This is a genomic window from Halomonas alimentaria (assembly GCF_009902005.1).
Classification (GTDB): domain Bacteria; phylum Pseudomonadota; class Gammaproteobacteria; order Pseudomonadales; family Halomonadaceae; genus Halomonas; species Halomonas alimentaria.
This window is the reverse complement of the sequence record NZ_WUTT01000001.1, coordinates 1,679,930-1,705,507: the sequence shown is the minus strand read 5'-3', so window position 1 is coordinate 1,705,507 and position 25,578 is coordinate 1,679,930. Positions and strand designations below refer to the sequence as shown.

Below are 25,578 nucleotides of genomic sequence, written 5' to 3'. Positions count from 1 at the left end.
GGAAAGCATCAGGCGCGTGATCGCAGGCTGACGGACGGGGAGCGAGACGGCGTGCGACTGGACTACACGGGCCCGCTGCCCGAGCAAGTGGGTTTTCTGCTGCTGCCACAGTTCTCGATGATGGCCTTCTTCGCCGCGGTGGAGCCGCTGCGCATCGCCAACCGCATCAGCTGTCGGCCACTATTCGACTGGACCCTGATCAGCGTCGACGGTGAGCCTGTCACCGCCAGCAACGGCATGACCCTGCTCGCCGACCGTGCCATCGACGCGGTTCACCATCTTCCCTCAGTGGCGGTATGCAGCGGCTTCGCGCCCGAGGCGCTGCTTACCCGGCCGCTCATGGCCTGGCTGCACCGCCTGGACCAGGCCGGCTGCACCCTGGGCGGGCTCGATACCGGCTGCTTCCTGCTCGCCGCCGCCGGCCTGCTGGAGGGGGAGCGGGTCACCCTTCACTGGGAGAGCCTGCCCGCCTTCCACGAGCGCTTTCCCGCCATCCCCACCAGCGATGAACTGTTCGAGCTCGGTCCGCGGCGCTTCTCCTGTGCCGGTGGGGCCGCCGCCATGGACATGGCGCTGGAAGTGATCGCCCGCCGCCACGGAACCCGACTGGCCGTGGATGTCTCCGAACAGCTGATCCACGAGCGCCTGCGCAGCCGCAGCGACCAGCAGCGCATGACGCTGGCCCGTCGCCTGGGCACCCACAACCGCCGTCTGGTACAGGCGGTGGCGCTGATGGAGCGCCACCTGGAAGCGCCGCTGCCGCTGGCGGAGATCGCCGCGCGCTGCGGGGTCTCGCCCCGCCAGCTTCAGCGGCTGTTCGAGCAGCATCTCTCCACCACGCCGCGCCGCTGGTACCTCGGCCTGCGCCTGGAGCGCGCCTACCACCTGCTGACCGAGACCGACATGGAGGTGCTCGCCATCGGCCTGGCCTGCGGCTTCGCCTCCGGCACCAGCTTCTCCCGCGCCTTCCGAGAGCGCTACGGTTATCCGCCTGGGGAGGCGCGGCGGCGCGCGGGTCACCGCCCCTGACGGCATTTGTCGAAAATATAACTTACTGAAATAAAAGCGTATTGACCGCGCCAATGCATGCATTTGCACTAGTCATTGGTCCCGCGGGGTGCCTCTGGCCATATTCGAATCACCAGCAGTCGACACAACACTGACAAGTGAAGGGGAGAGCGGCCGACACCGAAAGGGCCGCGGACGCCCCGGCTGGTGAGTCGATCCCACGGACCCAGAGGAGACAACAACATGCAACTGCCGTCACTGATCGAGATTCCCAACGGCGACAAGGTCGTCCCGACTTTCTCCGACGCCGAGATGCAGGGCCGCCTGGCGCGCCTGCGCGACTACATGGCCCAGAACGATGTCGATGCGGTGGTGCTGACCTCCTACCACAACATCAACTACTTCAGTGACTTCGTCTACTGCAAGTTCGGCCGCGACTACGGCCTGGTGGTGACCCAGGATCGCTTCACCACGGTGACCGCCAACATCGACGGCGGCCAGCCCTATCGCCGCAACCGCCTGGGCGACAACATCGTCTACACCGACTGGCAGAAGGACAACTTCTTCAAGGCCGTCAAGCAGCTGTGCGAAGGCAAGCGCCGCGTCGCGGTCGAGTTCGACCACATGACGCTGCAGAACAAGAAGAAGCTGGTGGATGTGCTGGGCGACGTGGAGCTGGTCGATGCCGGCGCGCCCACTATGAAGATGCGCATGATCAAGTCCGACGAGGAGATCGCGCTGATCCGCCAGGGCGCACGCATCGCCGACGTGGGTGGTGTGGCCGTGCGCGATGCCATCTACGCCGGCGTGCCGGAGTACGAGGTGTCGCTGGCCGGTCAGGCCGCCATGGTGCGCGAGATCGCCAAGACCTACCCCAACAGCGAACTGATGGACACCTGGGTGTGGTTCCAGTCCGGTATCAACACCGACGGTGCCCACAACCCGGTGACCAGCCGCCGCGTTCAGCCCGGCGATATCCTCAGCCTCAACACCTTCCCGATGATCTCCGGCTACTACACCGCCCTGGAGCGTACCCTGTTCCTCGGTCACGCCTCCGATGAGCACCTGCGCCTGTGGGAAGTGAACTGCGAGGTCCACCGCCGCGGCCAGGAGCTGATCAAGCCCGGCGTGCGCTGCTGCGACATCGCCCACGAGCTCAACGAGATCTTCGCCAAGCATGACCTGCTCAAGTACCGCACCTTCGGCTACGGTCACTCCTTCGGCACCCTGAGCCACTACTACGGCCGCGAGGCGGGCCTGGAGCTGCGCGAGGATATCGAGACCGTGCTCGAGCCCAACATGGTGGTCTCCATGGAGCCGATGATCATGGTGCCGGAAGGCCAGCCGGGTGCCGGCGGCTATCGCGAGCACGACATCCTGGTGGTCAACGAGCACGGGGCCGAGAACATCACCGGCTTCCCGTATGGCCCGGAGCACAATATCATTCGCTGAATAACCTTCTTCATAGCCCCCCATAGGTCGGAGGAGAAGAAATATTGGCCAGTCCGGCACGCAAGAAGTCGAGGACGTGGCGAGATGCCACGTTCAATTCGGACACCTTGTAGTAAAGGCCAATACAGACGCGCTCCAGGTCAGGGAGCGCGTCTGAGCTTTCGGCATGCTTGAGGTGGCTTGGGGTGACAGAACTGGCCATTGCGGTGATGCCAAGCCCCTCCTCCACGGCAGAGAAGATGCCCAGCAGGCTAGTGCTGGTATACATGAAGCGATAGGGATGCGCCTGGCGTTGCAGGGCCTCTTCCATGATCGATCGATAGACACACCCCTGTGGGTACGCAATCAGAGGGAGCGGGCTATCGGCTCCGCTGTCCATATGGTCTTCCCTGAATACCCACTCGAGGTTTTCCAGGCGATAGTCGCGGGAATCTCGATCCTCATGCTCCTTCTCGCGCTCCATGGCCATGGCAATATCATAGTGCCCTTTCTGGTAACGCTGAAGGATCACCTTGCTGATCTCGCAGTCGACCTCAACGATGATGTTGGGGTAGATGCGGGACAGTTTTCGTAGCGCTTTGGGCAAAAAAGCCAATTCGAAGTCGTTGGGAATGCCAAGGCGAACCTTGCCCGAGATATTGTCGCCCCTCACCTTGGCGATGACCCGATCGTTTATCTCCAGTATCTGCCTGGCTGCCTTGTAGAGATACTCTCCATCCTCGGTAAGTTCCAGGCTGGAGCCCCTAAGGAATATCTTGGTGCCAAGGATCTCCTCCAGCTTCTTGACTTGCAAGCTGATAGCTGGCTGTGAACGACCCAGCAGATCGCCAGCACTGGTAAATCCACCGAGATCCTTGATGGTGACGAAGGTCCTCAGCAGATCGGTGGGTATATTAGTCATTATTGGCCCATTTCGATGACTGATGTGTGTATTGAGTATACAAATTGGCGCCTGCCGGGCTAGGAAAATACCTTGAAGGTGCAAAAAGAAAACATCACAACACTGTTGCCAAACCAATAACAAGAGGTATAAGCATATGGATTCCTGGGTGTTGACCACCTTCCTGATACTGACGATTTATATGCTGGTACATGCCGGCGCCGCCTATCTACGAAGAGAGCTGAAAAGAAAGTCCAATAATGGGTCAGCGAGGCAGTAATCATGGATTCCTACAAGCTATTCAACTGGGGGCTTCTGTTCCTCACCTTCGGCCTGATGATCTACCTGGGCTTCCTCTCATCCAGGATGATGAAGAAAGGCGATGAAGGCGGCTTTCTCGTCGCTGGACGTTCCCTGGGTGCCTTCGTCGGCGCCAGTACCATCGTCGCCACCGGCTTCAGCGGCTGGGGGTTCATGGGTTCACCGGGCGTGACTTACCAGTTCGGCGCCATCGAGGTGCTGGGCAATTTCTTCTTCGCCCCGGCGATGATGATTGCCGTGCTGTATTTTGCGAGTTTCTTGCAGCGCAAGGCCATCGACATGGGCAGCAACACTATCCCTGAGTATATCGCCCAGATTCATGGCGGCGGCAATATGGGCCGGCTCGTACAGGGGGTCGCGGCACTAATCACCATCCTGCTGCTGCTGGTATTCCTGACCAGCCAGATCAAGGCCGTCGGCCTGCTGGGAGCCAGCTGGCTGGGTATCGATCTGAACCAGAGTGCCCTGCTGATGGTCGGCGTCATCATCCTCTACACCATGCTGGGCGGCCTCGCCGCGGTGGCCTGGACCGATACCGTGATGGTTTGTGGCATGTCGGTCGCCGCTGTCATCATCATGGTGCAGATCTTCACGTCTATAGATCTGGGCAGCTGGGAGGCGTCACTCAATGCCATCGATCCTGAGCTTCTGAATCCTACCACCGGGGCCCATTATGGCGACAGCACGGCGACGGTGTTCCTGGTGCTGCCCTATGCCTTCTTGTTCGCCGCGGTCCTGCCGTTCATGGCAATACGCTTCCTGGCCTTCAAGCCGGACGTCAAGCTGCACAAGGCGGGCGTCTATGTGGCGATCCTGGGGGCCCTGTTGAGCCTGGTGCCGCTTGTCGGCCTCTATATGCGGGCACAGATGCCGGACCTGGCCGACCCTGACAATGCCATGCCGGCCTATCTCGAACACTTCATGCATCCGGCACTTCAGGGCTTTATCACCCTGTTTATCCTGTTCGCCATGAAGTCCACTGCGAACTCGCTGCTGCATACCGTGGCCTCGGCGACTTCCCATGATCTGCGGCTTGCCCTGTTCAGCAACCTTCTCCATAGCCAGCGGCTGGTGCTGTGGGTCAATCGTCTGGCCGTCGTGGTCCTGGGTATCGTCGCCTTGTTGATGATGCTCTACGCGCCGCCCTTCATGCTCTCCTGGCTGGGCATCCTCGGCACCGGCACCCTGCTGGCCAGTATGATCGGTCCGGTATTTATCTCCACCTTCTGGCAGGGTAGCGCCTGGGGCGCCCTGGTTGCCATGCTGGCTGGCTTCGGCACCAGCGGCTACATGATGCTGTTCGCCGATGTGGGCTGGTTGATCGGGCCGCTGACAGGCTGTGTGGTATCCTCGATCTGCTATGTGGGGGTATCGCTGGTGACGCCCCGTTCCCGGTTCAATGGCTCGGCGGTGCACTCCTAAGCCCGTTTGTTCGATACCATGGCGGCGCCCGCAGAGTCTGCGGGCGCCGCTGTTTGTGGTGTAGGTGTAGATGCGGGACGGGCCGACTGGATGGTTGCCTCAGGATCTGGCGGGGTAGAGTAGAGCCTGGGCCTTGATCATCCTGACGGCTTGTTTCGCCACCCAGATCCGGACAAAGTTAATGAGCACACACTTGGAGGACGAACCCCTCTCGGTCGGCTTCGTCCTGCTGCATCGCTTCACGTTGATGCCATTCGCCGCCTTCGTCGACTGCCTGCGCCTGGCCGCCGACGAGGGAGACCGTTCGCGTCAGGTGCGTTGCCACTGGACATTCATGACCAGCGTCGGCGAGGCGGTCCTCTCCAGCGCCGGCGCTGCTATCTCGCCCTGCGAGCGTTTCCGGGACCCTGCCGAGTTCGACTACCTCGTGGTGATCGGTGGCGTGCAGGATGATGGCGAACGTACGGACTCCACCGCCCTGGCCTATCTGCGCCAGGCGGCCGAAGCGGGCGTGCCACTGGTAGGGCTATGCACCGGCCTCTTCGCCCTTATCCAGGCGGGGTTGATGAAGGGGCGACGCTGCTGCGTCAGCTGGTACCACCATCGCGACATGATCCAGCGCTTCCCCGCCATCCAGCCGGTGGCCGATCGGCTGTTCATCGACGATGGCGACCGGCTCACCTGTGCCGGGGGCGCGGCGGCGGCCGACCTGGCGGCGTATCTGGTCGAGCGCCACCTGGGCAAGGCGTGGGCCATGAAGAGCCTTAACATCATGTTGCTCGACGAGGCCCGGGCGGGCACCCATCCCCAGCCCCAGCCGGTGGTATTCGGCAAGATCGAGGACCGTCTGGTGCGCCGTGCCATCGCGGTGATCGAGCAGCATATGGGTGAGGCCATCTCGATGGAGGCGTTGGCCGAGCGGATCGGTACCTCGCGCCGCAATCTGGAGCGTCGCTTCCGCGAGAGCCTTGGTGTCAGCCCGCTCAAGTTTTCCCGCGACCTGCGCCTGCGCTATGGCCTCTGGCTGCTGCACTACACCGGCAAGAGCATTACCGAGATCGGCGAGCGCTGCGGTTTCGCCGACACGGCCCACTTCTCACGCCAGTTCCGCAGCGCCTTCGACATGACCCCGTCGGAGATGCGCAAGCGTGCCGGAGAGCCTGGCAGCGACCAGGTCGACCCCTTCTTCCTGCATATCGACGGCCGGCCTACCCTCTGAGCCCTCGGCAACACCTCAAGGTGCGCGTGTCTTCATGCTTGCCGTTAGCGCGTCACCGTCCGGCGTTCCCCGCTCGCCGAGCGGCAAGCACGATTCCTGGCGTTCAGGAATCCTGTCGCATCTGTTCAATCCCTTCCCCTCTCCGTCGTCTTTAATCGATGCATATGCCGGACGCCCTGCGCGACGGTTATCCCCGCATAAGGATTTCAAATTTTCCCCACGACGAGAGTGCCGATAGATTCCGGTCATGGGGTTTGAAAAACGAACAATGAGCGACAACAACAGGAGAAACTCATGAATCACGCCTCTCTCACCAGCTACGATTCCCAGATCGCCGCCGCCATCGCCGACGAAGTGGCCCGCCAGGAGGCCCACGTCGAGCTGATCGCCTCCGAGAACTACGCCAGCCGTGCGGTGATGGAGGCCCAGGGCACCCAGCTCACCAACAAGTATGCCGAAGGCTACCCGGGCAAGCGTTACTACGGCGGCTGCGAGCACGTCGACGTGGTGGAGCAGCTGGCCATCGACCGCGCCTGCGACCTGTTCGGTGCCGACTACGCCAACGTCCAGCCCCACTCCGGCGCCCAGGCCAACGCCGCGGCCTTCATGGCCCTGGTCAAGCCCGGCGATACCGTGCTGGGCATGAGCCTGGCCCACGGTGGCCACCTGACTCACGGGGCGGCGCCGAACTTCTCCGGCAAGCACTACCATGCCGTGCAGTACGGCCTGAACCCGGAGACCGGCGAGATCGACTATGCCGAGGTCGAGCGTCTGGCGAAGAGCCACAAGCCGAAGATGATCATCGCCGGTTTCTCTGCCTATGCCCGCGTCGTCGACTGGCGCCGCTTCCGCACCATCGCCGACGAGGTAGGCGCCTGGCTGATGGTCGACATGGCCCATGTGGCAGGCCTGGTCGCCGCCGGCCACTACCCGAGCCCGCTGCCCCACGCCCATGTGGTTACCACCACCACCCACAAGACCCTGCGTGGCCCACGCGGCGGCCTGATCCTCTCCGCCACCGGCGATGCCGATCTCTACAAGAAGCTCAACGGTGCGGTCTTCCCCGGTCAGCAGGGCGGCCCGTTGATGCACGTCATCGCCGCCAAGGCGGTGGCCTTCAAGGAGGCCATGAGCCAGGAGTTCGTGCAGTACCAGCGGTGCGTCATCGATAACGCCCGCGCCATGGCCGATGTCTTCCTGGAGCGTGGCTATGACGTCGTCTCCGGCGGCACCGACGACCATCTCTTCCTGGTCTCGCTGATCAAGCAGGGGGTCACCGGCAAGGACGCCGATGCGGCGCTCGGTCGCGCCCATATCACCGTCAACAAGAACGCCGTGCCCAACGACCCGCAGAGCCCCTTCGTCACCTCCGGGCTGCGTATCGGCACCCCGGCGGTCACCACCCGCGGCTTCGACGAGAGCGAGTGCGGCGACCTGGCGGGCTGGATCTGCGACATCCTCGATGTGCTGGCCGAGCAGGGCAATACCGACGCCGTAGAGGCCGAGGTGCGCGAGAAGGTCGCCGCCCTCTGCGAGCGCCATCCGGTCTACGGCGATGCCACCCCGGCTGCGGTACGCGAAACCGCTACCGCCTGAACCCGCAAAGGATCGGCCCCGCCAGGCGGGGCCGGCCGAGGAGGAACAAGATGCAACGCTATTCAGGCTTCGGGCTGGCGAAGCATGCGCTCAGCCACCATGAGAACTGGCAGCGCCAGTGGCGCAACCCGAGTCCCAAGAAACAGTACGACGTCATCGTCGTCGGCGGCGGCGGCCACGGCCTGGCCACCGCCTACTACCTGGCCAAGAACCACGGCATCACCAACGTGGCTGTGCTGGAGAAGGGCTGGCTGGGGGGCGGCAATACCGCGCGCAACACCACCATCGTGCGCTCCAACTATCTGTGGGACGAGGCGGCACGCCTCTATGACCACTCGCTGGATCTGTGGAAGGGGCTGTCCCAGGACCTCAACTACAATGTGATGTTCTCCCAGCGTGGCGTTATGAACCTGGGGCACACCCTGCAGGACATGCGTGACATCCAGCGTCGAGTGCATGCCAACCGGCTGAACGGTGTCGACAGTGAGGTGATCTACCCCGACCAGATCAAGGAGATCGTGCCGGTCATCGACACCTCCAAGCGTGCCCGCTATCCGATCCTTGGGGCCTCCTGGCAGAAGAGTGCCGGCGTCGCGCGCCACGATGCGGTGGCCTGGGGCTACGCCCGGGCGGCGGACGCCCTGGGGGTGGATATCCTGCAGAATACCGAGGTCACCGGCTTCAAGATTCGCGATGGCCAGGTGTATGGCGTGCATACCAATCGCGGCGATATCGAATCCAAGACCATCGGCTGTGTCACAGCGGGCAACTCCGGCGTGGTGGCCAAGATGGCTGGCCTCACGCTACCGCTGGAGTCGCATCCGCTGCAGGCGCTGGTCTCCGAGCCGCTCAAGCCGGTGCTCGATACCGTGGTGATGTCCAACCACGTGCATGGCTATATCAGCCAGACCGACAAGGGTGACCTGGTCATCGGCGCCGGTATCGACGGTTACCTGGGCTACGGCCAGCGCGGCAGCTACTCCACCGTGGAGCACACCCTGCAGGCCATCGTCGAGATGTTCCCGATCTTCTCGCGGGTGCGCATGAACCGTCAGTGGGGCGGCATCGTCGACACCTGTGCGGATGCCTGTCCGATCCTCTCCAAGACCAAGGTCAAGGGGCTGTTCTTCAACTGCGGCTGGGGCACCGGTGGCTTCAAGGCGACACCCGGCTCCGGGCATGTGTTCGCGGCGAGCCTCGCCAAGGGCGAGATGCACCCCATCGCTGCGCCGTTCTCCATCGACCGCTTCAACACCGGCGCCCTGATCGATGAACATGGCGCCGCCGGCGTCGCGCACTAAGGAGAAATACGATGTTCTATATCCATTGCCCTTATTGCGACGAATACCGCGATGAAGAGGAGTTCCACCCCAAGGGCCAGGCGCATATCGCCCGTCCCGAGGACCCCGAGTCCTGCACCGATGAGCAGTGGGGTGCTTACCTGTTCTTCCGCGACAACCCGCGGGGTATCCACCATGAGCTGTGGGTGCACGCGATCGGCTGCCGCAAGTTCTTCAACATTACACGCAATTCGGCGAGCTACGAGATCCTCGAGACCTACCGAATGGGTGAGCAGCCCCGCTTCAGCGCCGAGCATCCCGAGGGCAAGTCCGCCGAGCAGGGGGCTGCCGTGAACGTCGCCGACGAGGCGGGAGTGGTCGCAGGTCAGGAAGGAGTCAAGGCATGAGTCAGGTTAATCGTCTTCGCCAGGGTGGACGCATCGATCGCGCCCGCACCCTGAGCTTCACCTTCAACGGCAAGCGCTATCAGGGCCATGCCGGTGACACCCTGGCCTCGGCACTGCTGGCCAACGGGGTGGATCTCGTCAACCGCAGCTTCAAGTACTCGCGGCCCCGGGGCATCGTCGCTGCCGGCGCCGAGGAGCCCAATGCGCTGGTCCAGCTGGGCAGCACCGAGGCGGCCCAGGTGCCCAACGTGCGCGCCACCCAGCAGGCGCTGTTCGAGGGCCTCACGGCGCAGAGCACCAACGGCTGGCCGAACGTGCAGCGTGATGTCATGAGCCTGGTCGGCAAGCTGGGCGGGCGCTTCATGCCGCCGGGTTTCTACTACAAGACCTTCATGGCTCCAGCCTCCATGTGGATGACCTACGAGAAGTACATCCGCAAGGGAGCGGGTCTGGGTCGCAGCCCGATGGAAAACGACCCCGATAGCTACGACCACCTCAACCAGCATTGCGACCTGTTGGTAGTCGGCGCCGGCCCCACTGGTCTGGTCGCCGCGCTGACCGCCGCCCGGGCCGGTGCCCGAGTGATCCTGTGCGATGAGCAGGAGGAGATGGGGGGCTCGCTGCTTGACAGCCGCGAGCTGCTCGACGATCGGCCTGCCGCCCAGTGGGCCGAGCAGGTGATCGGCGAGCTGGCCGAGAACGACAATGTCACCCTGCTGCCGCGCACCACGGCCAATGGCTACCATGACCATCACTTCGTGACCCTGCACGAGCGGCGCACCGAGCACCTCGGCGAAACGGCGCCCACCATTGACGGCGTCCGTCCTACTCGCTCGCGCATGCACCGCGTGCGTGCCGGCCAGGTGCTGCTCGCCACCGGCGCCCATGAGCGTCCGTTGGTCTATGGCAACAATGATGTGCCGGGCAATCTGGTGGCAGGTGCGGTCTCCACCTATATCCGCCGCTACGGGGTGGTGCCGGGCAACAAGCTGGTGCTCTCCGTCAGCAACGACCACGCCTACCGCGCCGCCCTGGACTGGGATGAGGCCGGCCGCGAGGTGGTGGCCATCGTCGATGCGCGCCGCAACCCGGATGGCGAGCTGGTCGAGCAGGCTCGCGCCCGCGGCATTCGCATCATCGAAGGCGCGGCGGTGCTCGAGGCCAAGGGCGACAAGCGCGTCAGCGGCGCCCGTGTGGCGACCATCGATGCCGCGGCCTTCAAGGTCACCGGTCAGGCCGAGCTCCTGGAGTGCGACACCATCGCCAGCTCCGGCGGCTACAGCCCGGTGATCCACCTGGCCTCTCACACCGGTGCACGACCCACCTGGGACGATGAGATCCTCGGTTTCGTGCCCAGCCTGGTGAAGGGGGTGCACGCCGCCGGCAGCGCGCGTGGCGTGCATGACCTGGCCGGAGGCCTGGCCGATGGAGCGGCCAAGGCGAGCGAGGCCCTTGCCGCGCTGGGCAAGTCCGCCAGTGCCATCGAGCCGCCCCGGGCCGATGCCATCCGCGAAGGCCAGGCCTGTGCCCTCTATCAGGTGCCCCACGAGAAGCCGACCCTGCGTGCGCCCAAGCAGTTCGTCGACATGCAGAACGACGTCACCGCGGCGGCCATCGAACTGGCCACTCGCGAGGGCTTCGAGTCCATCGAGCACGTCAAGCGCTACACCGCCATGGGCTTCGGCACCGACCAGGGCAAGCTCGGCAACATCAACGGCATGGCCATCGCCGCGCGCTGTCTCGGCAAGTCGATTCCCGAGGTGGGCACCACGGTGTTCCGGCCCAACTATACGCCAGTCACCTTCGGCGCCATCGTCGGACGCCACTGCCGCGAGCTGTTCGACCCTGAGCGCTACACCGCGCTGCACCAGTGGCATGTCGAGAACGGCGCCGAGTTCGAGGATGTCGGCCAGTGGAAGCGTCCCTGGTACTTCCCGCGCAAGGTCAACGGCAAGCTGGAGACCATGGACGAGGCGGTGGCCCGCGAGAGCCTGGCGGTGCGTACCGGCGTCGGCATCCTCGATGCCTCCACCCTGGGCAAGATCGATATCCAGGGACCGGACGCCCGGGAGTTCCTCGGTCGCGTCTACACCAACAAGTGGGCCAAGCTGGCGCCGGGCCGGGTGCGTTACGGCTTGATGTGCAAGGACGACGGCATGCTGATGGACGACGGCACCACCAGCTGCCTGGGCGAGAACCACTTCCTGATGACCACCACCACCGGCGGCGCCGCCGGCGTGATGGAGTGGCTGGAGCTGTGGCACCAGACCGAGTGGCCGGAGCTGCAGGTGTACTTCACCTCGGTCACCGACCACTGGGCGACCATGACCGTGACCGGCCCGGATGCGCGCAAGCTGCTGTCCGAGATCACCGATATCGATCTCGACAAGGAGCAGTTCAAGTTTATGGACTGGCGCAACGGCAAGGTGGCCGATGTCCCGGCGCGGGTGTTCCGCATCTCCTTCACCGGGGAGCTGGCCTACGAGATCAACGTCCAGGCCAACTACGCCATGCACGTCTGGAAGACCCTGTTCGAGCACGGCAAGAAGTATGACCTGACGCCCTACGGCACCGAGACCATGCACGTGCTGCGTGCCGAGAAGGGGCTGATCATCGCCGGTCAGGATACCGACGGCTCGGTGACCCCCGAGGACCTGGGCATGTTCTGGGCGATCGGCTACGACAAGCCGTTCTCCTGGATCGGCAAGCGCGCCCTGACGCGTCCGGATACGGCGCGCAAGGACCGCAAGCAGTTCGTGGGGCTCAAGCCCGTCGACCCGAAGGTGGTGCTGGAAGAGGGCGCCCATATCGTCGTCGACAAGGACCAGCCCATCCCCATGGACATGCTGGGTCACGTGACCTCGAGCTATTACAGCCCGAACCTGGAGAGCGGCTTTGCCCTGGCAGTGATCAAGGGCGGCCGCGACCGCATGGGCGAGAAGCTCTATGTGCCGATGCCGGGCGGTCAGGCCCATGAGGTCGAGGTCGTCAGCCCCGTATTCATCGATCCCAAGGGAGAGCGTCAGCATGTCTGATATCACTTACGGCAAGGTTGCGACCTTCAACACCCATCCGGACACCTCGATTCCCATGGAGTCACCGCTGTCCGTGGCGTTCAACACGGGCAGTGTGCCCGCCGCGACATCCGGCAGCCGGGTCCTGTTCAAGGAGCAGGCCTTCCTGGGCCATCTGATCCTGCGTGGTGGTGCCATCGTCCTCGACGAAGCCGTGCGCAAGGTGCTGGGCATCAGCCTGCCCGGCCAGCCCCTGGGGCTGGCTCTGGATGCCAGCGGCGAGCGCAGCGTTCAGTGGCTGTCGCCGGATGAGTGGCTGGTGATCGTGCCCGGTGGCGAGGAGCTCGACGTCGAGCAGCGGCTGCGCGACGCCCTGGGCGATGCCCACTATGCCATCGTCGATGTCAGTGGCGGCCAGACCCTGGTCGAGCTCTCGGGCGAGAAGGCACGGGAGCTCCTGATGAAGTCGACACCCTATGACGTTCACCCGGAGGCCTTCCCGGTGGGCAAGGGAGTGACCACGGTGTTCGCCAAGGCCAACCTGATCCTGCGTCGGCCGACCGAGGAGCGCTGGGAGCTGGTACTGCGCAGAAGCTTCGCCGACTACGTCTATCGCTGGATCCTGGATGCCGGTGCCGAGTACGCCATCGGCGTGGAAGAGTAACAGCTGTTGCTTGTTAGAAGAGAGAGGGCCGGCATCTGCCGGCCCCTTTCGGGAGAGATGAGATGAAAGACAACAACAATCGCTGGATCCTGGCGGCCCAGTGCCCGAGCCGGCTGGGCACCGTGGACGTGGTGACGCGTTTCCTCAAGGAGAGCCGCTGCTACATCACCGAGCAGCACTCCTTCGACGACCGGCTGAGCGGGCGCTTCTTTATCCGCACGGAGTTCAAGCCGGAGGCTGAAGGCTTCGATGCCGAGGCCTTCCAGGCCGAGTTCGCCGCCCGCGCCGCCGAGTTCGAGATGAGCTTCGAACTCACCGCCCCCGGCACGCGCATGCCGGTGGTGATCATGGTCTCCAAGGCGGATCACTGCCTGAATGACCTGCTTTACCGCTATCGCATCGGCCAGCTGCCCATCGAGATACGCGCCATCGTCTCCAACCACCCGGACCTGGCCGACCTGGCGGAGTGGCACGGCATTCCCTATCACCACTTTCCGATCACCCCCGAGACCAAGCCCGAGCAGGAGGCGCAGGTGTGGCAGGTGGTTCAGGAGAGCGGCGCCGAGCTGGTGATCCTGGCCCGCTATATGCAGGTGCTCTCCAGCGACATGTGCGAGAAGCTCAGCGGCCGCGCCATCAATATCCACCACTCCCTGCTGCCCGGCTTCAAGGGTGCCAGGCCCTACCACCAGGCCTACGAGAAGGGCGTCAAGCTGGTCGGCGCCACTGCCCACTACATCAACGATGACCTGGACGAGGGGCCGATCATCACCCAGGGCGTGGAGCCGGTGAGCCACGCCGACTACCCGGAGGACCTGGTGGCCAAGGGGCGTGACGTCGAGTGCCTCACCCTGGCCCGAGCGGTGGCCCTGCACGTGGAGCGCCGTGTCTTCCTGCACGCTAAACGCACCGTAGTCTTCGATCGATAGGCACCGTCAGGCGCCTCTCGATGAATCCAACAACAAGGTCATAGCATCATGCCAATCAGCGTCTTCGATCTGTTCAAGGTCGGCGTCGGGCCGTCCAGTTCCCACACCGTGGGTCCGATGCAGGCCGCCTGCAACTTCGTCTCCGAGCTCGAGGCCAGGGAGCTGACCGAGCACGTCACGCGTCTCGAGGTCGAGCTCTATGGCTCGCTCTCCGCCACCGGCATCGGCCATGGCACCGACCGTGCGGTGATCATGGGGCTGATGGGCGAGCGCCCCGACCGCATCGACCCCGACGTCATCGCGCCGCGTATCGAGGCCCTGAAGTCCTCGGGTAACCTGCATCTGGCTAGCCGCCATGATGTCGCCTTCGACTGGCAGCGGGACATGCGCCTGCTCGAGGAGAGCCTGCCGCGCCACCCCAACGCCATGCGCCTGATAGCCCACGGCGACGCCGGCGAGCTCTACCGCAACACCTACTACTCGGTGGGTGGCGGCTTCGTCATCGACGAGGCCCAGGCCGCCGAGGGGGTGCTGGACACCGACCACACCGAGATTCCCTACGACTTCCAGACCGGCGACGAGCTGCTGCGCATGTGCCGCGAGAGCGGCCTGCGCATCGGCGAGCTGATGCTCGAGAACGAGAAGGCGTGGCGCAGCGAGGACGAGATCCGCGCCGGGCTGTGCGAGATCTGGCAGGCCATGAAGGCCTGCGTGGAGAAGGGGCTGGAAGCGGAGGGCGTGCTGCCCGGCGGGCTCAATGTCCGCCGTCGCGCCCGCTCGCTGCACCAGCGCCTGCTGGACAGCAGCGACGACGACTCGCTGATCGCTACCACCATGTCGGCCATGGACTGGGTCAACCTCTACGCCCTGGCGGTCAACGAGGAGAACGCCGCCGGCGGGCGCATGGTCACCGCCCCCACCAACGGCGCGGCCGGCATCATTCCGGCGGTACTGCACTACTACATGCAGTTCCGCAAGGGCGCCAGCGAGCGCGACGTGGTGGACTTCCTGCTCGCCGCCGGTGCCGTGGGCATCCTGTGCAAGAAGAACGCCTCCATCTCCGGCGCCGAGGTGGGCTGCCAGGGCGAGGTGGGCTCCGCCTGCGCCATGGCCGCCGCCGGTCTCACCGAGGTGATGGGCGGCAGTATCGATCAGGTGGAGAACGCCGCCGAGATCGGCCTGGAGCACAACCTGGGCCTGACCTGCGACCCGGTAGGCGGCCTCGTCCAGGTGCCGTGCATCGAGCGCAACGCCATCGCCTCGGTGAAGGCGATCAACGCCGCCCAGATGGCCCTGCGCGGCGATGGCCAGCACTTCATATCGCTGGACAAGGTGATCCGCACCATGCGCGACACCGGCGCCGACATGCAGGAGAAGTACAAGGAGACTTCTAAGGGTGGCCTTGCCGTCAGCGGGATCGAGTGTTGAGCATCCCTCCACCAATATCCTAGTGTGGCGATTCTCAAGTTCGCATAATTAATCTGGCTTGTCGGTGCGTCGATCAAGAGCTGACGCTGCTCGACCACCTCCAGCAATGGTGCGGAATTCAGGTATCAGGATAGACTATATTTATAGTACTTACTTGTGAGACACCACACTAGCTAACCTTTAGAATCTGGAGGCGCGATATGGCTTCAGGTCAATGTGTGGTGCTTCGCCAAATACTAGTGCGCTCAAGAGCTCAGCGGTAATGGCGGCCTGGGTGAGTCCCAGGTGCTGGTGGCCGAAGGCGAAGTGCACACAAGGATGTTCGGGATGGGTATCGATCACAGGCAGGGAGTCGGGCAGGGTAGGCCTGAAGCCCATCCACTCTTGGGCGGTCTCGATTCCAGATGAGTCCTGGAGTAGAGCCTTGGCGTGATGACGCAGTGAACGATAACGACGCATGATCGGAGGCAAGGTCAGGCCGCCCAACTCGGTGAAGCTGACGATACGCAAACCGCAGCTCATGGGGGTCATGACGCAGTGACGCTCAGCTGAGCCCACGGGTTGTTTCAACGCCTGCACTCGAGAGGGCAGAGTGAGGTGATAGCCCCGCTCGGTTTCCAAGGGAATCGAAAGCCCCAGCTGTCCGGCCAGCCGGTGACTCCAGGCGCCCGCTGCGATAACGGCGTGATCGGCATGGTACGGGCCGTCGTCAGTCTCTAGGGTCACGCCAGTATCCTGTGGATGTACGGCTTCGACTGTGGTCTTAACTATACTGCTACCCCGCTGGGTCAGTACCCCCGCCAGACGCTGGACCAGGGCATAGGGGTCGCGAACCTGGTGGGCCTTGGGCAGATAGAGCCCGTGACTGAGCCCGTCCTGCAGTCCCGGTTCATGGCGCTGGAGATCGGCGCCTTCCAGCCAGACAACCTGCTGCCCCCATTGCTCCAACTGCGCCATGTGCTGCCGGGCTGCCGCCATTCCTCGAGGCGACTCCCAGACCATCAGGTAACCGGATTGGACCAAGGCATCGCTGGCGTCGGCCTTTGCCAGGCAGCGCTGCCAGGCGGTGACTGCCTCACTGTTGAGGGCGTGGATCGCTCGGCGTGACTCCTCTACCCGCCGTGGGCTCGCCGCGGCGATGAAACGCGCGAGCCAGGGCGCTACGGCGGGAAGATATCGCAGCGGCAGGGCCAGGGGGCCATGAGGATCCAGCCAGAGACTCGGGGCTTGGCGCAGGGTGTGAGGCGTGGCCAGGGGGTTGATCAGCTCTACAGCAATATAGCCGGCATTTCCAGACGAGGTGCCTTCTCCCGGCCCTTGAGGATCAAGTACTGTGACCGAGAGGCCACGTTGCTGCAGGGCCAGTGCCGCAGTGATACCAATCACGCCGGCGCCGATCACGCAGACCTGGCTCTCTTGTGGTGTTGTCATGGCACTCGCTGGCCTCTTCCTAGCGACTTTTCTCTTTATTCAATACCGGCCCCGCCAGGCCTAGCAAACGATAAAAAGTGGCGTTGACATTCCAGGGGGGATTGGAGCGCTATGGGGCTTCGGCGATAGCGGTTAGAGCATGTGCGGCTCGACAGGTCGAGGCTTTCTCAGGCCGTTCAGAGGACTCGAGGTGCTCGATTATCCAGTCGATGAATCCACGAATCTTGACCTGCTCGGCCTTGTGCTCGGGGTAGGCAAGATAGTAGGCATCGCGGCTGGTCAGCGAGAACTCCCAGGGAGTAGTGAGCTGGCCCGCCGTCAGCTCCTCCTCGGCCAGGAAACGGGGCACTAGCGCTACCCCACAGCCGGCCCTGGCGGCGCGCAGGGTCATGGAGAAGGTGTCGAAGCGTGGCCCATGGTAGCTGTGCTCGGTATAGAGGTCCTGAGCCTTGAACCAGTTGTGCCAGGCCTCGGGGCGCGTGGCGCTCTGCAGCAGAACCATGCTGGTGAGCGCCAGGGGATCCTGGACGCCGCCGGCGGGGATCACATCAGGGGCACAGACGGCGACCATTTCCTCGTCAAGTAGCTTGATGCACTCCGCCTTGGGCCAGGCGCCATGTCCGAAGAAGAACGCCACGTCCACGCGCTCCTTGTCCAGGTCGAAGGGTTCCACCCGGTTGCTGATATTCAGGTAGACATCGGGATGGCGGAAGCGAAAGCCGTTGAGGCGAGGAATTAGCCAGCGAGCACCGAATGTCGGCAGGGTGGTGATATTGAGAACCTCGCTCTGGCCGCCGTAGGACTGCATGTAGCGAGTGGACATCTCCACCTGGGCGAGAATCTTGCGTACCTCGGTCAGGTAGAGGGATCCCTCGGGGGTGACCTGAAGACGCTTGCGCACGCGACGAAACAGCGGGTGTTCCAACACCGACTCCAGCTGTGCCACCTGCTTGCTGACGGCGCTCTGGGTGAGGTTGAGCTCCTCAGCGGCCCGGGTGAAGCTCAAGTGGCGGGCGGCGGCCTCGAAACATTGCATGGCGGTCAGCGTGGGCAGGTGGCGTCGACTCATGGTAGGGAGCTCCAAGAAAAAAAGGAATGACCTCCATATAAAACGTCGTTTGAGGCAGGTCAAGGGGTACGGCAATACTGCGGGTGTTCCCCATTTGGGCAGATTCAGCAGTAGGAGGAAGAATGATTGGTTCCATCATGCAGCGCCTCGGTGTGGAAGAATCTCTTTATCGTGGCGGCGACTATGTGGTGTTTTCCCCCACCGACGGAGGTGAGATAGGGCGGGTTCAGTTAGAGAATGCCGAGCAGGTGAAAGCGCGAATTGATCGTGCGCAGTCGGCCTTTGACGCGTGGCGCCGCGTGCCGGCACCGCGCCGCGGCGAGCTGGTGCGCCTGTTCGGCGAGCAGCTGCGTCGCCACAAGGAGGACCTCGGCACCCTGGTTACCCTGGAGTGCGGCAAGATCTACCAGGAAGGCCTCGGCGAGGTGCAGGAGATGATCGATATCTGCGACCTCGCCGTAGGGCAGTCTCGTCAGTTGTACGGGCTGACCATCGCTTCCGAGCGCCCCGGCCACCATATGCGCGAGAGCTGGCACCCCCTGGGGCCGATCGGCCTGATCACCGCCTTCAACTTCCCGGTGGCTCCTTGGGCCTGGAACGCCGCCCTGGCCCTGGTGTGCGGCAATAGCCTGCTGTGGAAGCCCTCCGAGAAGACCCCGCTGTGTGCACTGGCCTGCCAGGCCTTGCTCGAGCGAGCCATGCAGGAATTTGGCGAGGAGGCGCCCAAGGATCTTAGCCAGGTCATCATCGGGGAGCGCGAGGCGGGCGAGTGCCTCACCGATGATCCGCGTGTGCCGCTGATCAGCGCCACAGGCAGTACCCGAATGGGGCACCAAGTTGCCCCGCGGGTGGCGGCCCGCTTTGGCCGCAGCATCTTGGAGTTGGGCGGCAACAACGCCATGATCCTGGCTCCCAGCGCGGACCTGGACATGGCAGTGCGCGCCATCCTGTTCTCCGCGGTGGGTACCGCGGGGCAGCGCTGTACCACTCTGCGTCGTTTGATCGTGCATGCTTCGGTACGCGATGAGGTACTCGAGCGTGTCAAGAAGGCCTATGCTGGGGTGACCATCGGCGATCCTATGGCGGGGAATTTGGTGGGTCCGCTGATCGATGCCCAGGCCTTCGAGCAGATGCAGTCGGTGCTTGCGAAGGCTAGGGAGCGAGGCTGTCGGGTCTTCGGGGGAGAGCGTCAGCTGGCCGATCAGTATCCCGACGGCTACTACGTCTCGCCGGCCATCGTCGAAGCCGAGGGTCAGGACGAGCTGGTCAAGAACGAGACCTTCGCGCCCATTCTCTATGTGCTGACCTACGACACCTTCGATGAAGCCATGGCGCTGCAGAATGATGTGCCCCAGGGACTATCGTCGTGCATCTTCACCACCGATGTGCGCGAGGCGGAAACCTTCGTCTCCGACGTGGGCAGCGACTGCGGCATCGCCAACGTTAATATCGGGCCCAGCGGGGCGGAGATCGGTGGTGCCTTTGGTGGCGAGAAGGAGACCGGAGGCGGCCGTGAGTCGGGGTCAGATGTCTGGAAGAGCTACATGCGTCGTCAGACTAATACTGTCAACTACTCTCGTGAGTTACCCTTGGCACAAGGGATTAAATTTGATTGACAGAGATGGTGCGTTGAGTCCGCGTACTGTTTGAGGAGGGGTAATGAAAGAGCAGTGTCTGTGGCACGTTACGTCGCCGGAGCCATGTCTGGATCTGCCAGCCCTCGAAGGACGCCAGTCTGCCGATGTCATCGTGGTGGGTGCAGGTATTACTGGGTTGAGTACGGCGCTGCACTTAGCCGAGGCGGGTACTACAGCCACGTTGATCGAATCGGGTGAGATTCCCAGTGGCGGGTCGGGCCTAAATGTTGGTTTGGTAAACGCGGGGCTATGGATCCCGCCCCAGGATATCTGTGATGCCCTCGGCGAGAAAGACGGTGAGCGTGCCAACGCTATTCTCGGTGCGGCGCCGGGTGAGGTATTCGACCTGATTGAGCGACATGATATCGCCTGTCAGGCGACGCGCACGGGAACCCTACATCTGGCGCACAATACCAAGGGAGAACAAGAGCTAGCGCGGCGTGTGGTGCAATTTCAGCAGCGTGATGCACCGGTGGAGCTGCTGGAAGATGAGGCCTGCTGGAAGAAGGTAGGGACTCGGCGGATTCGCCGGGCGCTGCTGGATCGACGCGCCGGAACTCTCAACCCCGCGGCCTATACACGTGGGCTGGCTAGGGCGGCATATGCAGCCGGCGCGAATCTCTTTACTCGGAGTCCTGCACTGGGAGTTTCTCGTGAAGGCGAATCTTGGCGTGTTACTACTCCGCAAGGCAGTGTGTTGGCTCCCCGCATAGTGCTTGCCACGAACGCCTACACAGAAGATGACTGGAATCAGGTGCGCCACCACTTCTTTCCGGGCTGCTTTTTTCAGGTGGCTTCGACTCCATTATCCGATGAACTTGCCGGTGATATTCTGCCAGAAGGGCAAGGCGCATGGGATACCCGAATGGTACTCAGCAGCATGCGGCGTGACTCCGAAGGACGCCTGATCCTAGGTAGCTTAGGTAGTGGAGAAGGGCGGCCGTCTGCGTATTTGCGCTGCTGGGCCGATCGCATTCAACGGCACTACTTCCCCCAACTAGGTAGGGTCGATTGGGAATGTACATGGACGGGAAAAATCGCCTTTACCCCCGATCATACGCTGCGCCTCTTCGAGCCAGCCCCTGGCATCCTTGCCGCGACAGGCTTCAATGGCCGAGGTATTACTACGGGAACGGTAGTGGGAAAGGGGTTTGCACGTTACCTGACACGGAAGGATGAATCGCAACTACCGTTACCAATTCGACGGTGCAAGCCGATTCAAGCGAAACCATTATGGAGTTCTGCCTATGAAGGAGGGTTCACTCTCTACCATGCGGGTCAGTGCCTTCGCGTTTTAATATAAGGATGAAAACACAGTAATATACTTCACTCAGGGTAGACAAGGATAATAAAATGAGAGAGAAAAAGTTTTCTGAAGATTTGCAAAAGCCAAGCCTTGCGCTGGCCCTTACGCCTGTGCTGCTGACGTTAGCTGCAATCGGGGTTCAAATATTTTATTTTGGCGACTTCACGCCACATATACCGCTAGCCATAGGTCTTGCCATTACCTCATTGGTAGGTGTAAAGCTGGGGTTGAGATGGAAGCGGATAGAAGAAGGTGTTTTTCATGTAATTCACGTCTCGCTGCCGTCGGTTTCCGTACTAATATGCGTAGGGATGATTGTCGGGGTATGGATTGCTAGTGGAACAGTTCCAAGCCTGATTTATTATGGGCTTACTCTGCTTTCACCGGCATTCTTTCTTGCCGCAGCCATGATCCTTTGTTCTGTAGTTTCGGTCTCCTTGGGGACTTCCTGGGGTACGGTGGGTACTGTTGGTCTTGCCTTGATGGGTATCGGTGCCGGTTTCGATATTCCCATGTACTGGACTGCCGGGGCTGTGGTGTCTGGTGCTTTCTTCGGCGATAAGGTGTCGCCCCTGTCGGATACCACCAACCTCGCACCAGCGGTAACCGGTACAGATATTTTCTCGCATATCAAGAATCTCCTGCCTACGACTATTCCCGCAATGCTGATTGCGCTTGGAATTTATCTTTTTGCCGGCTTCAGCATGATCGATGATCAGACGGCCTCATTTGAACGAATTAATGCCATTACCGCGGCGCTGAAAGAAAATTTCACCATTTCTCCTTGGTTGCTACTTCCGGCTCTTCTGGTAATCATTCTTGCCGTCAAGCGTATGCCACCGATTCCCTCTCTGTTTGCTGGTGTGCTGGCGGGCGGAGCAACAGCCATGATGGTTCAAGGTGTCGGGTTACATGAAGTGGTTACATTCGCGAACTATGGCTACACTATAGAGACCGGTGTAGAAGCGATGGATAGCCTGCTTAACCGCGGTGGAATCCAGTCCATGATGTGGACTATTTCGTTGATTCTTATAGCTTTGGGCTTTGGTGGTGCGTTAGAGAAGACTCGTTGCCTCGAGACTATCATACAGGCGATCATGTCGAAGGTGAGGAGTTTTAAAGGTGTCCAAACATCAGCCATGCTGACTTCTTTCGCCACCAATCTGGTCGCTGGTGATCCTTACCTATCTATTGCGTTGCCTGGTCGCATGTATGCACCTACATACCGGGGCCTTGGTTATTCAACTCTCAACTTGTCCCGTGCTATTGAAGAGGGCGGTACGTTAATGTCACCCTTGGTTCCATGGAATGCTGGTGGAGCCTTTGTTATCAGTGTACTGGGCCTAGGAATTGCAGATGGCAACGTAGAAAACCTGCTTTATATCCCACTGGCTTTCGCGTGCTGGATATCTCCCATCATTGGAATTATCTATGCTCAGCTTGGCATGTTCTCTCCCAAGGCAACGGATGCTGAGCGTGCCATGTGGCAAGAGCAAAATGAAGCGATCGCGACTCGATCGGATCTCGGTGCCGCTGCGGAAGCTGCCGTGGGAGAGCCCGTCAGGCAGCCTTGAAGCCTGTGCGTAGTCTTGGATGGCACTGCCCCTCATTCTTGGGGGGCAGTTTGCATTACTGGCTTGTTCCATAATGTTGGTGTTTATCGATCACCATGGTTAGAGGGGTCACCTTCCGGCGTCGCGTCTAAGAAGGCCGGATCCTCCGGGCGAATGGCGTCGCTAGGAGCCTTGTTGATGCCGCCTAGTCGGGGGGCGCAGGGTGCCTGAGGCCTCTCGTGGAGATGTGTAGCATCCCTCCTATTGACGGGGTTGACGTCAGGCTGCGAAGAGCCTGATTTTCAAGGAGTGGGAAAATGAATAATAAGACGATGTATACTATCGAAAGACTTGAAGAGGATGTGGGGCTTATCTTCAAGAAGTGTGGCGTGATTGATGATGCAGCTGAAGCCATAGCGAGAGTGATTAGCGCTGGTGAGCGTGATGGCTGTAAATCCCACGGTATTTATCGGATCGAGGGGTGTCTGCGTGTCTTGCAAGCCGGTAAGGTTTCACCACAGGCAGTGCCTGAGATAGAGGCGGGTGATGGGCCCATGGTGAAAGTTGATGCCAAGGGTGGCTTTGCCAGCCTGGCCTATGAAAAAGGGGTGCCTCTATTGATCGAGCGCGCTCAGACGCATGGGTTAGCGGCGCTGGTCATCAATGATTGCCTGCATTTCTCAGCACTCTGGTATGAGGTTGAAGATATTGCCAGCCGAGGCCTGGTAGCACTTTCCATGTGTCCAAGCTATGCGGTCATGGCCCCTTGGGGTGGCAAGCAGCCACTCTTGGGGACTAACCCCTTTGCATTTGCCTGGCCGCGCAAAGGGGTGGACCCCTACGTCTTTGATTTTGCCACCACAGTTGCGGCGCGAGGCGAGATTGAACTTCATCGTCGTGAAGGCAGGCCATTGCCAGAAGGTTGGGCAGTAGACAATGCGGGCCAGCCCACCACCGATCCAGACGCAGCGCTTGCTGGCGCCATGCTGCCTTTTGGCCAGCATAAGGGATCAGCTATCGCCACCATGATCGAGCTATTGGCAGGACCGATGCTGGGAGACTTTACGAGCCAGGAAGCGCTCGACTTCATGCATGGCGACACTAGCTTGTTACCACGGCACGGTGCGCTGGTGCTCGCCTTTGATCCGCAGGTGTTTTCCCATGGTCGCCATCGTGACCCTATGGCGGGAGGTGAACAACTGCTGCAAGGCATTGTGAATCAAGGAGCACGTTTGCCATCTCAGCGTCGCTATAAGGCGCGCCGAGAAGCCGTGTCTGAGGGTATCAAGTTGAGTGAAGAAGAGGTGGCCTTGCTGGAGCGGCTGAAGAGCAAGGGACTGGATGCCCTTACTCCCTGATCGTCGATGAGTATCGACGAACGGGGTCGGTGAGTGAAGAGCTGGTGACGGGGGTGGTCGAGCACCGGATAGTCGGCGACGCCTGCCCCGGCTGACGGCGGAGGAGAGCTTTACTCTTCTGGGACTCGCGACGACCGCTATCTTGGCTTCGGTGGAGACCGTGGTGTCACTGCCCCGGTGGGCGCCGCCGTGGCTTGGGCCCCTGCCCACACGCGAATGAGCAAGGGCATCCGGTCGCCCTCAGGGCGTGGCGAGACCCAGTGCCTGCAGGGCGTCGTCCAGGGAGGCCTGCTGGCTCTTCTCGTAGAGCGCCAGCTCGTCGATGACCTCGGCGCCCAATGCAGCCTCGAACTGGGCCTGGAGGGAGTGGCTGGCGTATTCGTCGCGCGTCCCGTCTCCCAGGTTGGATTGGAAGATGCCGGCGGCGCTGACGGGCAGGAAGTCCTCATAGACGATGGGTCTCGCCACCAGGGCTCCCGCCGCGATCAGCGACTCCGTGTCGTGAGCGGCGGGCAGGGGCACACCGGGGACCGGTCGATAGCGGTAGAAGGCCAGGCCTTCCCGGCGCAGGGTAGCGTGGTCATCCGGAAAGGCCTCGAACACCCTGGCCAGCTGGTCCTGATGGGTCGTGTTATCGGTGGAGGAATTGGTCTCCCGCGCGGCGGTAAGCAGTTCGTCGTAGAGAGCGCGCCCCTTGCGGGTCAGCGCCACGCCGCGCTGCTCGATCTCACCGAAGCGCGCGGTGTGCTGGCCAGGCTCATTGCCGGCGAAGGCGATGGACTCCTCCAGGGCCCGGAAGCTGGTCTGGCGCAGCAGAATCGGACAGCGCCGCCGCGGAGGTCCCTCTATGATCGCCTTGGGGGTCATCCCAGCCTGGCTCATGGCTGTCTGCACCGCGTCGATGTCCAGTGTGCGAGGGGTGAGGTGGTTGATGTGGGGGCCCCGGAAGCAGACCACGTCGGCGATCAGGCGGTGCTCGGCGTTGAGCGCTCGATAGGTGGCGAGATCCACGGTGGCCTGCTGGTGCCATCGGAAGGTCTCCAGCGCCTCATGGACGAAGGCTTCGGCCTGGGCTGCATCCAGCCCGCCCTGCTGCTCTGCCAGCACGATCAGGTGGCGGGCCTTGGTGGTAAAGATATCCCGGGCGGAGAGGATATCGGTGGCCTGGCGTCGCAGTGCCTCGTCCTCGATCAGCTCCAGGCGGAGCAGGGAGGTGAAGACCCGGAAGGGGTTACGCGTCAGGGCCACCTCATCCACCGGACGAAAGGCGGTGGAGTGCACCGGCACCCCGGCCGTCGAAAGGTCGTAGTAGCCCACCGGGGCCATGCCCATGACGGCGAAGAGTCGCCGTAGCATGGCGAGTTCCTCCGCGGTGCCCACCCGGATCGCGCCGTGACGTTCCACATTCAGGCGCTCGAGTTCGCCCTGCTGAGTCAGCGCCTCGGCCAGCTCGGGATCTTTGTCCAGCACCCGGCGATTGACCGAGTCGACCAGCTTGAGCAGAGTGCCGTACTGGGGCACCTCCTGGCGGTACATCGCCGACATGGCGCGCGAGAAGCGGTCGCGAATCTGATCCTTGTGAATCCAGTGACTCATCTGTCTCT

Annotated in this window: 19 protein-coding genes; 15 read left to right on the top strand and 4 right to left on the bottom strand. The window is 62.3% G+C overall.

Annotation, left to right across the window (positions count from 1 at the left end):
• Positions 1-51 precede the first annotated feature (51 nt).
• Positions 52-1,029 (top strand): helix-turn-helix domain-containing protein, encoded by a 978-nt coding sequence (locus GRB96_RS08025; protein WP_161431661.1) that lies wholly within the window; start codon positions 52-54, stop codon positions 1,027-1,029.
• Positions 1,030-1,251: 222 nt separating this feature from the next.
• A complete protein-coding gene (locus GRB96_RS08020) occupies positions 1,252-2,460 on the top strand; it encodes a M24 family metallopeptidase (RefSeq protein ID WP_161431660.1) in 1,209 nt (402 codons plus the stop codon).
• A gap of 10 nt (positions 2,461-2,470) precedes the next feature.
• Here GRB96_RS08020 and GRB96_RS08015 read toward each other — a convergent pair whose 3' ends face one another.
• A complete protein-coding gene (locus GRB96_RS08015) occupies positions 2,471-3,361 on the bottom strand; it encodes a LysR family transcriptional regulator (protein WP_161431659.1) in 891 nt (296 codons plus the stop codon).
• A 261-nt stretch (positions 3,362-3,622) separates the two neighbouring features.
• Between GRB96_RS08015 and GRB96_RS08010 the strand changes: the two genes are divergently transcribed.
• The 9 genes from GRB96_RS08010 (at position 3,623) to GRB96_RS07970 (ending at position 15,620) form a co-directional block, all read left to right on the top strand.
• Entirely contained in the window at positions 3,623-5,083 is a 1,461-nt protein-coding gene (locus GRB96_RS08010) for a sodium:solute symporter family protein (protein WP_161431658.1), read from the top strand.
• 181 nt (positions 5,084-5,264) lie between these two features.
• Positions 5,265-6,302 (top strand): GlxA family transcriptional regulator, encoded by a 1,038-nt coding sequence (locus GRB96_RS08005; RefSeq protein WP_161431657.1) that lies wholly within the window; start codon positions 5,265-5,267, stop codon positions 6,300-6,302.
• A 294-nt stretch (positions 6,303-6,596) separates the two neighbouring features.
• Entirely contained in the window at positions 6,597-7,898 is a 1,302-nt protein-coding gene (gene glyA / locus GRB96_RS08000; RefSeq protein WP_161431656.1) for a serine hydroxymethyltransferase, read from the top strand.
• 50 nt (positions 7,899-7,948) lie between these two features.
• The gene (locus tag GRB96_RS07995) at positions 7,949-9,199 is read left to right on the top strand and encodes a sarcosine oxidase subunit beta family protein (protein WP_161431655.1); all 1,251 of its coding nucleotides are present in this window, start codon (positions 7,949-7,951) and stop codon (positions 9,197-9,199) included.
• A gap of 11 nt (positions 9,200-9,210) precedes the next feature.
• Positions 9,211-9,585, top strand: a complete 375-nt coding sequence (locus tag GRB96_RS07990; RefSeq protein WP_161431654.1) for a sarcosine oxidase subunit delta — start codon at positions 9,211-9,213, stop codon at positions 9,583-9,585.
• Positions 9,582-12,620 carry a sarcosine oxidase subunit alpha family protein gene (locus GRB96_RS07985; protein ID WP_161431653.1) on the top strand — a complete coding sequence of 1,013 codons (3,039 nt, stop codon included), beginning with the start codon at positions 9,582-9,584 and terminating at the stop codon, positions 12,618-12,620. Before GRB96_RS07990 ends, GRB96_RS07985 begins: the two co-directional genes overlap by 4 nt.
• Entirely contained in the window at positions 12,613-13,263 is a 651-nt protein-coding gene (locus tag GRB96_RS07980) for a sarcosine oxidase subunit gamma (protein ID WP_161431652.1), read from the top strand. Before GRB96_RS07985 ends, GRB96_RS07980 begins: the two co-directional genes overlap by 8 nt.
• Positions 13,264-13,325: 62 nt before the next feature.
• Complete coding sequence (gene purU, locus GRB96_RS07975; RefSeq protein ID WP_161431651.1) at positions 13,326-14,192, top strand: formyltetrahydrofolate deformylase; 867 nt, start codon at positions 13,326-13,328, stop codon at positions 14,190-14,192.
• A 48-nt stretch (positions 14,193-14,240) separates the two neighbouring features.
• Complete coding sequence (locus tag GRB96_RS07970; protein ID WP_161431650.1) at positions 14,241-15,620, top strand: L-serine ammonia-lyase; 1,380 nt, start codon at positions 14,241-14,243, stop codon at positions 15,618-15,620.
• Positions 15,621-15,800: 180 nt separating this feature from the next.
• Here the strand turns inward: GRB96_RS07970 and GRB96_RS07965 are convergent, their stop codons facing one another.
• Together GRB96_RS07965 and gcvA are read right to left on the bottom strand one after the other, a co-directional pair.
• Entirely contained in the window at positions 15,801-17,051 is a 1,251-nt protein-coding gene (locus tag GRB96_RS07965; RefSeq protein ID WP_161431649.1) for an NAD(P)/FAD-dependent oxidoreductase, read from the bottom strand.
• Between the two features lie 109 nt (positions 17,052-17,160).
• Positions 17,161-18,120: a transcriptional regulator GcvA gene (gene gcvA / locus GRB96_RS07960; protein WP_161431648.1), complete on the bottom strand. Its 960-nt coding sequence runs from the start codon at positions 18,118-18,120 to the stop codon at positions 17,161-17,163.
• Between the two features lie 122 nt (positions 18,121-18,242).
• On the opposite strand from gcvA, the gene amaB reads away from it, so the two are divergent.
• The 4 genes from amaB to GRB96_RS07940 all read left to right on the top strand — a co-directional run bounded on the left by amaB (position 18,243) and on the right by GRB96_RS07940 (position 23,974).
• Positions 18,243-19,736: an L-piperidine-6-carboxylate dehydrogenase gene (amaB, locus tag GRB96_RS07955; RefSeq protein ID WP_161431647.1), complete on the top strand. Its 1,494-nt coding sequence runs from the start codon at positions 18,243-18,245 to the stop codon at positions 19,734-19,736.
• A 43-nt stretch (positions 19,737-19,779) separates the two neighbouring features.
• The gene (gene amaA / locus GRB96_RS07950; protein ID WP_161431646.1) at positions 19,780-21,060 is read left to right on the top strand and encodes an L-pipecolate oxidase; all 1,281 of its coding nucleotides are present in this window, start codon (positions 19,780-19,782) and stop codon (positions 21,058-21,060) included.
• Between the two features lie 50 nt (positions 21,061-21,110).
• Positions 21,111-22,637 (top strand): Na+/H+ antiporter NhaC, encoded by a 1,527-nt coding sequence (gene nhaC / locus GRB96_RS07945; RefSeq protein ID WP_161431645.1) that lies wholly within the window; start codon positions 21,111-21,113, stop codon positions 22,635-22,637.
• Between the two features lie 296 nt (positions 22,638-22,933).
• Complete coding sequence (locus tag GRB96_RS07940; protein WP_161431644.1) at positions 22,934-23,974, top strand: Ldh family oxidoreductase; 1,041 nt, start codon at positions 22,934-22,936, stop codon at positions 23,972-23,974.
• A 240-nt stretch (positions 23,975-24,214) separates the two neighbouring features.
• Here the strand turns inward: GRB96_RS07940 and hglS are convergent, their stop codons facing one another.
• Positions 24,215-25,570 (bottom strand): 2-oxoadipate dioxygenase/decarboxylase HglS, encoded by a 1,356-nt coding sequence (gene hglS, locus GRB96_RS07935; protein WP_161431643.1) that lies wholly within the window; start codon positions 25,568-25,570, stop codon positions 24,215-24,217.
• Positions 25,571-25,578: the final 8 nt, after the last annotated feature.